The organism is Ruegeria sp. CL6 (genome assembly GCF_056536465.1).
Genome location: NZ_JBQFPR010000002.1, coordinates 934047 through 944735, shown reverse-complemented (window position 1 = coordinate 944735; position 10689 = coordinate 934047). Strand labels below are relative to the sequence as shown.

Here is a 10689-nt window from a genome sequence, read left to right as displayed (position 1 = left end):
AGTGAAGTCGATTACACAGGCTCACAGTTTTTGACGCATTGTTAACCGGGCGGTGATCGATGAGGTAACGGTGGTTCGCCATCGCTGTCATAACGAGCGCTGCGTCCGTCCTGAGCACCTGATTGAGGGGTCGGCGGCGGATAACAAGCGCGACGACTGGGACTTCTGGGCGAACGGTGTCGATCGAGACCTGCTATAACCCGTGGCATGGGCCTTCAACGACCTCTGAGGGCCCACCTTCTGCACCCGTAACACCCGAATCCACTGGGGCATAAACGGGGGCATTTCTTGGAGGGTTTAGCCCCAAGTGCCTGCTGTCGTTCTATGTTCTGAAGGACTGGCTGGGGTGGTAGGATTCGAACCTACGATACACGGTACCAAAAACCGCTGCCTTACCACTTGGCTACACCCCAACGGTGAGGCGCTATCTACGATTGTTGTTTGGAGGGTTCAAGACCTTTCCCGCAAAAAATGAGCAAGGTTCGGAAAAAATTTTCAAAGCCGGGATCGGAGCGCGTGGTTGGGTTTTTCTGGCTCTTTCGGCTGGGGTGCTCTGCGTGTTGAAATCGGGTTGTTTGATCAGCTTCAGAGTGTTTTCTGAAAACACCTACTCTGCTATTCTTTATATAATTCAAATGCTCACGGGGGCGCGGGTGACATTCTGTGTCGTATCCTGACTGTCGCGGGACAAGCTCGGTATCGAAAGTATAGGTGAAACATGAAATTCCTGCGCACGCCGGACTCTCGGTTTGAAGTACTGGCCGACTATGGTTTTGAACCGCACTACTCTTTGGTCGACGACACTGAAGGGGGAGAGTTGCGAATCCATCATGTGGATGAGGGTCCTGCCGATGCCGATCCGGTGTTGATGATGCATGGAGAGCCGAGCTGGTCGTATTTGTATCGCCATATGATCGCCGGGTTTGTGAAACAGGGACATCGTGCTGTTGCGCCGGATCTGGTTGGGTTCGGTCGATCAGACAAGCCAACGGAACGCAGCGACTACACTTATGCACGCCATGTCGCGTGGATGGGGGATTGGCTGCGACAGGTGGACCTGCGCAATATCACTCTGTTCTGTCAGGATTGGGGCGGTTTGATCGGATTGCGGCTTTGGGCTGAAATGCCTGACAGGTTTGCGCGGGTTGTAGTCGCCAACACCGCGTTGCCGACCGGTGATCAGCCGATGGGCGAGGCTTTTGAGAACTGGCGCAGGTTCAGTCAGGAAGTACCCGTTTTTCCAGCCGGTGGGATTTTAAAGGGGGGAACCGCCAGGCCGCTATCCGATGCGACCATTGCGGCGTATGACGCGCCGTTTCCCGACGAAAGTTACAAGGCGGGGGCGCGGCAATTCCCGATGCTGGTGCCGTCTTCGCCCGATGATCCCGAGTCGGCTGCGAACCGGCAAGCCTGGGGTGTGCTGCGCGGCCTGCAAACGCCTGTCCTGACGGCGTTTGGGGCCGATGACAAAGTAATGGCCGGGATAGATGCGGTGTTTCAGCGTCTTTGTCCGGGCGCGGCCGGGCAACCTCATACGATCTTGCCCAACGCGGGTCATTTTTTGCAAGAGGACGTCGGCCCCGAACTGGTTGACCTAACTTGCGACTTTATCGCGCGCACATCCTGAGAATTGCAGGATTATTCCCGGATTTCCGAGGGATCGACCCCCCAAAGGTTCGACTTGAGGGTCCAGCCCCGATAGCCGCCAGCTGAAACTCGGCACCAATCAACGGTGCAGGTTCCAAGCCGTGCGACCACGCCGGATTCAAACTGTGCGCTGACCTGCGAGTTCGGGTCCGGGTTTGCATAAACAGGCAGCATGTCAGATTCGATCAGGACTGTGCGAACGCCGGACAGCAACGCGTAGTGAACCCAGCCACCAGCACCGTCGCGATCCTGAACCTTGCGCCAGTTTCCATACTCGGCCGTGATCTGCAGGGGCATCCCGCGGCGTTTGAAGACCCAATCGATTCGATGAGACAGGGATGGGCCGCGACGCACATTGCCTTCAGCGGCTTTCATCGAAACATATCGGGGCAGGGGCAGATTGGTCACCGGGCCACGTTCGCCCTGCGCGCTGGCTGCCAATGTGCCAGTGACGATTAAAAACACGGATAAAACCGCCGCCAAACGGTGCTTTACGGGTAGAAAACCACTCACGGACTGTCTGCTCTTGTGCCTGTTGATATTGTTTCAAAAAAGGTCGACTCAATGCCTCGGGGGTTCTTGTGCCCCGCCTTATCCTGCGCCACGATGCCATGGCGCGCGAAGGTTTGCAAAGCAGTGGGAGTGCACAGGTGCCAAGAGAACGTCTGAGTGTTGTCGTAACGCGACGGTTGCCCGAGGCGGTAGAAACCCGGTTGAGCGAGTTGTTCGACGTGCAGTTGCGGACCGAGGACGCTCCTATGTCACGCGAAGAACTGGTCGCCGCAGTCCAGAGCGCGGATGTCCTTGTGCCGACGGTCACAGATACAATCGACGGCGGATTGCTGGGGCAGGCGGGCGAAAAGCTGCGCCTGATCGCAAACTACGGGGCAGGGGTCGACAATATTGACGTTGCGACCGCCCGGCAGCGGGGAATTCTTGTCTCCAACACTCCGGGAGTTCTGACTGACGATACCGCCGACATGACCATGGCCCTTATACTGGCCGTCACGCGACGTATCCCCGAGGGGTTGTCAGTGATGCAAAAAGGCGAGTGGGAGGGCTGGGCTCCGAACGCGCTGCTGGGTGGCCGTATTGGTGGCCGCCGTCTTGGTATTCTGGGCATGGGACGCATTGGTCAGGCTGTGGCGCGCCGGGCCAGCGCCTTTGGCATGCAGGTTCATTATCACAATCGCCGCAGGCTTCGCCCGGAAACAGAACAAGAGCTGGAAGCGACCTATTGGGAAAGTCTTGACCAGATGGTTGCGCGGATGGATGTCATCTCGATCAACTGTCCATCCACGCCGTCCACGTTCCACCTGATGAACGCGCGGCGGCTGAAGCTGATGAAACCCTCGGCAGTGATCGTGAACACTTCGCGCGGTGAAGTGTTGGACGAAAACGCACTGACCCGCCTGATCCGATCCGGTGATATCGCAGGGGCAGGGCTGGACGTTTACGAACACGGGACGGATGTGAATCCGCGCCTGCGGCAGTTGCCCAATGTTGTTCTGCTGCCGCATATGGGGTCGGCCACTCTGGAAGGTCGGATCGAGATGGGTGAGAAAGTCATCATCAACATCAAGACATTTGAAGACGGCCACCGTCCGCCGGATCAGGTGGTTCCTGCCATGCTGTAGGATATTGCGGCACCCCGTAAAATTACATTATTTTCAGGAGGATACTATGAAAAGAAGTTTGATTTCCGGGTTGTTTGCGACCGCAATGGCAATTGCTGGCCCCTCGATCGCACAAGAGATAGCCGACGCTGTTGCCCCCGAAGGTGCCTCGGATGGGCAAGTGCAGGGATTGACCGAAGAAGTAATTGCCTCGCTCGAGGCGAAACTGGCCGGTGCGCCGGTTTCCTCGCAGAATTGGATGGTTGCGGCTGCGAACCCTCTGGCCGTTGAAGCCGGAGCCAAGGTCTTGCGGGCCGGTGGATCGGCTGCGGATGCGATGGTGGCCGTTCAGGTTGTGCTTGGCCTGGTCGAGCCACAGTCATCCGGTCTGGGCGGTGGGGCGTTTCTTGTCTGGTACGATGCCGCGACCGGAGAATTGACGACACTGGACGGACGCGAAACCGCACCGCTGGAGGCAAATCACCGGCTGTTCCAAGATGAAAATGGCGAACCCCTGAAGTTCTTCGACGCCGTCGTGGGCGGTTTGTCGGTGGGGACACCGGGTACGCCCGCTTTGCTGGAAGAAGCGCACCGGCGCTGGGGGCGCAGCCCATGGCCCAGCCTGTTCGCCGATGGGATAACGCTGGCTGACGAAGGGTTTCTTGTATCTCCGCGTCTGGCCAGCCTTGTCGAAAAGGATGCCGAACGCCTGTCGCGCTTCCCCGCGACCGCTGCGTATTTCCTGCCTGATGGGACACCCTTGGCGCAGGGCCAGCGCCTGATGAACCCCGATTACGCAGAAACTCTGCGCGTTCTTGCCAGTGAGGGATCTGCTGGTTTCTACGGCGGTGAGATCGCTGCGGGTATCGTCAACACGGTGCGGAATGCTCCGGGCAATCCAGGGATTCTGTCGGGAATAGATTTGGCGCTGTATCAGGTGATCGAACGCGAGCCTGTCTGTGCGGCGTACCGTGTCTATGAGGTGTGCGGAATGGGTCCCCCATCGTCCGGCGCGCTGACTGTAGGTCAGATTCTGGGCATGCTAGATGGCTACGACCTGGCCGCGATGGGACCCGAGGACATCAATACATGGCGGCTGATCGGTGATGCCTCGCGTCTGGCTTTCGCGGATCGCGGGCGGTACATGGCCGATCACGATTTTGTCCCGATGCCGACAAAGGGGCTGGTTGATCCGGCCTACCTATCGGAACGTGGCGCGTTGATGAGCGGAGATGCAGCACTGATCGACGCAGCACCCGGAAACCCCGAATTCGAGCATTCGTCGAATTGGGCGGATGACGTGTCTCTGGAATTGCCGTCGACCTCTCATATCTCGATCGTTGATCAGTATGGAAACGTCTTGTCGATGACCACGACGATTGAAAACGGGTTCGGATCGCGATTGATGACCAACGGGTTTTTGCTGAACAATGAACTGACGGATTTCTCGTTCAAGACCCACAGCAACGGTGTCCCGATCGCAAACCGACTAGAGCCGGGCAAACGCCCCCGTTCGTCGATGAGCCCGACAATTGTAATGCAGGACGACAAACCGGTTTTGGCCATCGGTTCGCCCGGTGGAAGCCGGATTATCGGCTATGTCGCCAAGTCGATCATTGCTTGGGCGGATTGGGACATGGATGTGCAGCAGGCGTTGTCGATGCCCCATCTGGTGAACCGTTTCGGTACTTTCGATGTCGAACAAGGCACGTCAGCAGAAGGCTTTGTGGATGCCTTGACGGAACTTGGCTATGAGGTCAATCCGCGCGACCTGACCTCGGGGCTTCATGCGATCGAGATCGGGGATGTCTTGACAGGCGGGGCCGATCCACGTCGCGAGGGGATTGCGCTGGGCGAATAGCCCGGCGTTTTAGGGAGGAATAGTATGGCGCAAGCAGTTGCGTTGCCGCGGAACGACGCGGGCATTCAGACAGTCGTTGGTCTTCTGAAACAGTCCTTCGGCGATCGCCTGCAGACAGGGCAGGCGATCCGCGAACAACACGGGCACACCACGACTTGGATCGAAAACCAGTCTCCGGACGCGGTGGTTTTCCCGCATTCGACCGAAGAAGTATCTGAGATCGTCAAGGTCTGCGCCGAACACAAAGTGCCAGTGATCGCCTTTGGCACGGGGACGTCGCTTGAGGGGCATGTGAATGCGCCCGCTGGTGGGATATCGGTTGATCTGACCCAGATGAACAAGGTGTTGCAGGTTAGTGCCAGTGATCTGGATTGTGTCGTTCAGCCCGGCGTGACGCGCGAAGACCTGAACACGCACCTTCGCGATCAGGGGTTGTTCTTCCCCATCGATCCCGGTGCGAATGCCTCATTGGGAGGCATGGCCGCAACGCGCGCGTCGGGGACCAACGCGGTGCGCTATGGGACCATGAAGGACAACATCCTCAGCCTCGAAGCCGTGATGCCCGACGGCCAGATTATTCGTACCGGACACAGGGCCAAGAAGTCCTCTGCCGGGTATGACCTGACGCGGTTGCTGATCGGTGCCGAGGGAACGCTGGGTATCATCACAGAGATCACGTTGCGTCTTCAGGGTATCCCCGAGGCGATCTCTTCGGCACGGTGTTCCTTTCCTACGGTCGATGCGGCCTGCCAAGCTGTGATGATGACGATCCAGTACGGCGTACCGGTTGCCCGGATCGAGTTACTGGACGAAATGTCTGTGAAGGCCGCGAATGCCTATTCCAACCTGACCTTGCCGGAAACGCCATTGCTGCTGCTTGAGTTTCACGGATCCGAAAGCGGTGCGGTTGAGCAGGCCGAGACCTTCGGGCAGATCGCCGAGGAATTCGGGGGTACAGATTTTGCAGCGACGTCAACGACGGAACAGCGGAACAAGCTGTGGCAGGCTCGGCACGACATGTACTGGGCGTGTCTGCAATTGCGCCCCGGCGCGCGCGGAATCTCGACCGATGTGTGCGTCCCGATCTCACGCCTGGCAGAGTGTGTGACGGCAACGCAGAATCGCGCGAGCAAGCTGGGCCTGGTGGCCCCAATGGTCGGTCATGTGGGCGATGGGAATTTCCACACACTGCTGCTGATTGACATGGACAACCCTGACGAGGTTGCCAATGCCGAAGGGTTTGTCGGTTGGTTGAACGACCTTGCGATCTCGATGGAGGGAACTTGTACCGGCGAACACGGAATTGGGCAGGGCAAACGGCCGTATCTGCTTAAAGAGTTGGGGCCAGCCGTTGCCTATATGGGCGCGATCAAAAAGGCGTTGGATCCCGACAATATCATGAATCCGGGAAAGATTTTGCCATCCTCAAATTATTGATAACGCTACGGAAACTTCGCGTCTAGGTCACAAGGTTGCCCAAATTCGTCTGTATCAATCGCCAAAACGAGCAGTAATTGATTTCAGGTATTCAAATGGGCGTAGTGCGAATTATCGGATTTGCGTTGGTTGTTGTGTTGGTCCTTGCCGGACTCGACTACTACCAACAGGACAAGAAAAGTACGGGCACGCTGTCTGCCAGCGGTTATGTCGACACGATCAAAGAGCGTTTGGCGCAGTATGACAAGGAGCTTGATGCCGAGCAGTTGGAACGCGAACGCCAGCAGAGATGGCGCGCCGGAAGCGAGCCTTATGCCCCGAAATCGGGCGAGGACTGGGTGCGTCGCGCCATTGTGGACCGTGACTATACCCGCGACGCCCGCGAAGGTGTCCTGCAGGATGGTATCAGCGAGGCGGCCCGCCCGCTGGCCAAGCAGGTCGCGGTCCAGAAAGTGCAGGTGCTGGCCGAAAAGCTGGATCGTACCAGTTGGGTCTATGAAAACGGCACGCACACAATCTGGCTTCAGGTTTCTTTGAAAGAGGACGCGCGGTCCAATACTCTGACCGGCAATATCGTGCGATCTGTTGATACGCTGGGCAAAAGCGGTGCCGACTATGCCCCTTTCGCGATTGTCGGCGGTGTGGCCTATTTTCAATTCAAGCAGAACAAATATAGCGTCATCACTGTGAATGACCGATCCTTCTGGTCGATGGTGACGGCGGGTATTACGGATTTGGAAGCTCCGGTCGAGTTTGACATCTACAAGGGTGCCCTTGGTCTTGGTCAGGAAGTTCGGATGCAAATGTATTCCGACGCGCCCCCGCATGAGGTCCGAAAGTTTCTGGCGAAGCTGGACTATGACGGGATGAATGCACTGCTTCGCAAGCCGGTGCCCGGCGTCAGCAACGATAGGACCACGAACCCCGAAACCGAGGTTGAACTGGCCATCGAAATGGCTGGCCTTCGGGGTGAGTTCATGAAGCTGCGGGCCGAGCTGGCGCGGCTTCGACTGGACAACGTCAACGGGCTTTCGCTTGTGGCCAACTCGCTGGCCTCGCAGTACGGGTTGCCAAGCGACACATTCGATTTGACGGCGAACAAAATCGAATCTGCGGATGAATTGATTCAGGTAGGCTACCGCACTGGCCTCAACATTCTTCTGGAAGGTGAGGTTCAAAAAGCCGATGCGCAAAGCGGAAACATGTTCGGTCGTCTATTCGCCTCGTTCAAGGCGAACGACGAGCAGAAAGAGGCAAGCAACAAGGGCGGTGGTTTTATGGATGGGCTAAAGTCCATGTTTCAAAAAAGCGAAACGGCGCAGGCACCCGAAGTCCGCGTGAACAAGGGGGGCGCCGGTCTGGTAAGCAAGTGCGCGACCAAGGACGCCTACAAGACATGCACTCTGACAGACGGCTAACTGGCCGACTCGAGATGCTGAAAAGCGACCCCCGGCAATCCGGGGGTCGTTTTTTTTATATCACTGGTCGGATGAATGTCGCGCCGGGCCCGGCAATTGCGCCATATGGTGTCAACAGAATCCAAGGGGAGACGCCCGGTTATGAAAACCCAAGTCAAAGCACTGGTCGTAGGCGGTGGCGCCGTTGGGACCTCGATTGCCTATCACCTGGCCAAAGCGGGCTGGGATGATGTGATGTTGATTGAACGGGACGAGCTGACATCGGGCTCGACCTGGCACGCCGCTGGCCTGCTGCCGCTGTTCAACATGTCCTATGCGACGACCCACATCCACAAATACTCGGTCGACTTTTATAAACAGCTTGAAGAAGAAACCGGCCTGAACGCAGGCTTCGCTGTGGTCGGCAACCTGCGCATGGCGCAGACGCAAGAGCGCATGGACGAATACATGCTCTATGCCTCAACCGCTGAAACCTGCGACGTGGCCTATGAATGGCTGACGCCCGAGCAGATCAAGGAACGCTGGCCGCTGATCGAAACCGGCGATCTGAAAGGTGCGATCTATCATACCGAAGACGGCTATATTAACCCTGCCGATGTAACACAGGCCATGGCCAAGGGTGCCCGTCAGCGCGGCGTGGATATCGTGCGCAAGATGCAGGCCGACGCCTTCCATTGGAACGGCTCGCACTGGGAAGTTACCTGCACCAAGATGGTCGAAAAGGGCGGCAACCTTGTGCCGTCGGACGAGCAGGTCGTGATCACCGCAGAACACGTTGTGACCGCTAGCGGAAACCACGCACAGCGCACCGCCAAGATGCTGGGCATCAAGATGCCTGCCATCCCGGTTGAACACACTTTCATCGTCATGGACAAAGACCCCGAGCTGGTCAAATGGCGCGAAGCCGGCAACCCCGAGCACCCCGTTGTCCGCGACGCTGACAACGAATCCTATGCGCGCGAAGAACGCGGCGGTTGGATACTGGGTATCTACGAACATGGTGCGCCTGCGCAGTTTGAATACGGTGTACCGGACAGCTTCCGCGCCGACCTGTTCCCGCTGGATCTGGACCGGATCGCCGAACAGTATATGGCGATGGCCGAACGTGTGCCCTCATGCGCCGAATCCGGCCTGAAGGACGATTTCAACGGCCCGATCTGCTATACGCCTGATGGTAACCCGCTGGTCGGCCCCGCTCCGGGCCTGCGCAACATGTGGCTGGCCGAGGGCTTCAGCTTTGGGATCACCGCCGCGGGTGGCACCGGCTATTATCTGGCGCAAATGATGGTCGATGGCGAAGCCGAGATCGACATGGCCTCGCTGGATCCCAAACGCTATAGCAGCAACTGGATGACTACCGAGTTCGCGGCCCGCAAGAACGAAGAGTGCTATGAGCACGTCTACATCCTGCACCACCCGGATGAAGAGCGGGAAGCCTGCCGTCCTCTGCGCACCGTTCCTGCCTATGACCGCCAGAAAGCGCGTGGCGCACGGTTCGGCTGGGTCAATGGCTGGGAACGTCCCAACTATTTTGGGCCTGTTGATGCACCTGACAACTTCGACAAGGAAAGCCGCTCCTTCCGTCGTGGCGGTTGGTGGCAGTATGCCGTCGAAGAAGCCAAAGCGATCCGCGAAGGCGTTGGCCTGATCGACGCGTCAGCCTTCACAAAGCATGTCGTCAAAGGCCCCGGTGCGACTCAGTTCCTGGATTGGTTCACCTGCAACAAGCTGCCAAAGGTCGGTCGTATCAACCTGACCTATGCGTTGACCTCGCACGGCACCACCCGAACCGAATACACCATCGTCCGCAATGGCGAGAACAGCTACTACATCGTCTCCGCCGGTGCCTGGACCGAGTATGACGCGGACTATCTGCGCAAAGCGGCCGAGGACAAGATGGAGGAGTTCGGCTATATCGAGATCCAGGACGTGACCACCCAGTGGGGCGTCTTTGCCATCGCCGGACCCAAGTCCCGCGACGTTCTGAAAGAGGTCATCAAGGACGCCGATCCGGAAACCGCACTGTCCAACAAGCGCTTCCCGTGGCTGTCGGCCCGCCAGATCGAACTGGGCATGTGCCCGGTTAACGCGATCCGCGTGGCCTATACCGGAGAGCTGGGCTGGGAACTGCACCACCCGATCGAGATGCAGAACTACCTGTTCGACCTGTTGGAAAAAGCCGGTGAGAAACATGGTATGAAGCTGGTCGGTGCCCGCGCTCAGAACTGGCTGCGTCAGGAAAAATCCTATCGCGCCTTCGGCACTGAACTTGGTCGCGACGCGACCCCGCTCGAGGCTGACCTGCCGCGCTTTGTCGACCTGTCGAAAGACTTCTACGGCAAGGCCAAGCTGGAAGAGACCGGCGTGCGCGTGAAATGCTGCACTCTGTTGATCGACGGACCGGACGACGCTGACCCATGGGGCCGTGAGGCGCTTTACACCGCAGAGGGTGAGCGAGTCGGTCGCCTGACCTCGGGTGGATACTCGGTTGCATTCGAGAAATCCATCGGCATGGGTTATGTAAAGCCCGAACTGGCCGTCGTGGGCACCAAGCTGAAGGTCAAAATTCAGGATAAGCTGTGGGATGCCGTTGTCACTTGCGACAGCCCTTACGACCCAAAAAACGAAACCATCCGCAAGGACGGCTGATCCGGGGCATTGTTGCGGGCGGCGTGCAAGAAATGCGCCGCCTGCAGCGGCACATGCCTCC

8 protein-coding genes and 1 tRNA gene are annotated in these 10689 nt (G+C 58.1%); 7 read left to right on the top strand and 2 right to left on the bottom strand.

Translation table 11 applies throughout. The annotated features are described in order from the left end of the window. Positions 1-52 precede the first annotated feature (52 nt). Complete coding sequence (locus ACR0LH_RS09550) at positions 53-199, top strand: HNH endonuclease (RefSeq protein ID WP_170804137.1); 147 nt, start codon at positions 53-55, stop codon at positions 197-199. A 139-nt stretch (positions 200-338) separates the two neighbouring features. Here ACR0LH_RS09550 and ACR0LH_RS09545 read toward each other — a convergent pair. Next, positions 339-413: transfer RNA gene (locus ACR0LH_RS09545), tRNA-Gln, on the bottom strand. Positions 414-718: 305 nt separating this feature from the next. On the opposite strand from ACR0LH_RS09545, the gene ACR0LH_RS09540 reads away from it, so the two are divergent. Continuing rightward, positions 719-1627 (top strand): haloalkane dehalogenase, encoded by a 909-nt coding sequence (locus ACR0LH_RS09540; RefSeq protein ID WP_480720681.1) that lies wholly within the window; start codon positions 719-721, stop codon positions 1625-1627. 11 nt (positions 1628-1638) lie between these two features. On the opposite strand, the gene ACR0LH_RS09535 is transcribed toward ACR0LH_RS09540, so the two are convergent. After that, complete coding sequence (locus ACR0LH_RS09535) at positions 1639-2130, bottom strand: SH3 domain-containing protein (RefSeq protein ID WP_480720711.1); 492 nt, start codon at positions 2128-2130, stop codon at positions 1639-1641. Positions 2131-2297: 167 nt separating this feature from the next. On the opposite strand from ACR0LH_RS09535, the gene ACR0LH_RS09530 reads away from it, so the two are divergent. The 5 genes from ACR0LH_RS09530 (at position 2298) to ACR0LH_RS09510 (ending at position 10628) form a co-directional block, all read left to right on the top strand. Continuing rightward, positions 2298-3284: a 2-hydroxyacid dehydrogenase gene (locus ACR0LH_RS09530; RefSeq protein WP_170411998.1), complete on the top strand. Its 987-nt coding sequence runs from the start codon at positions 2298-2300 to the stop codon at positions 3282-3284. Between the two features lie 46 nt (positions 3285-3330). Further along, the gene (gene ggt / locus ACR0LH_RS09525) at positions 3331-5124 is read left to right on the top strand and encodes a gamma-glutamyltransferase (protein ID WP_480720680.1); all 1794 of its coding nucleotides are present in this window, start codon (positions 3331-3333) and stop codon (positions 5122-5124) included. 24 nt (positions 5125-5148) lie between these two features. Next, positions 5149-6561: an FAD-binding oxidoreductase gene (locus ACR0LH_RS09520; RefSeq protein WP_480720679.1), complete on the top strand. Its 1413-nt coding sequence runs from the start codon at positions 5149-5151 to the stop codon at positions 6559-6561. Between the two features lie 95 nt (positions 6562-6656). Further along, the gene (locus ACR0LH_RS09515; protein ID WP_480720677.1) at positions 6657-7979 is read left to right on the top strand and encodes a CCDC34 family protein; all 1323 of its coding nucleotides are present in this window, start codon (positions 6657-6659) and stop codon (positions 7977-7979) included. 141 nt (positions 7980-8120) lie between these two features. After that, positions 8121-10628: a GcvT family protein gene (locus ACR0LH_RS09510; protein WP_480720676.1), complete on the top strand. Its 2508-nt coding sequence runs from the start codon at positions 8121-8123 to the stop codon at positions 10626-10628. The last annotated feature ends 61 nt before the right edge of the window (positions 10629-10689 follow it).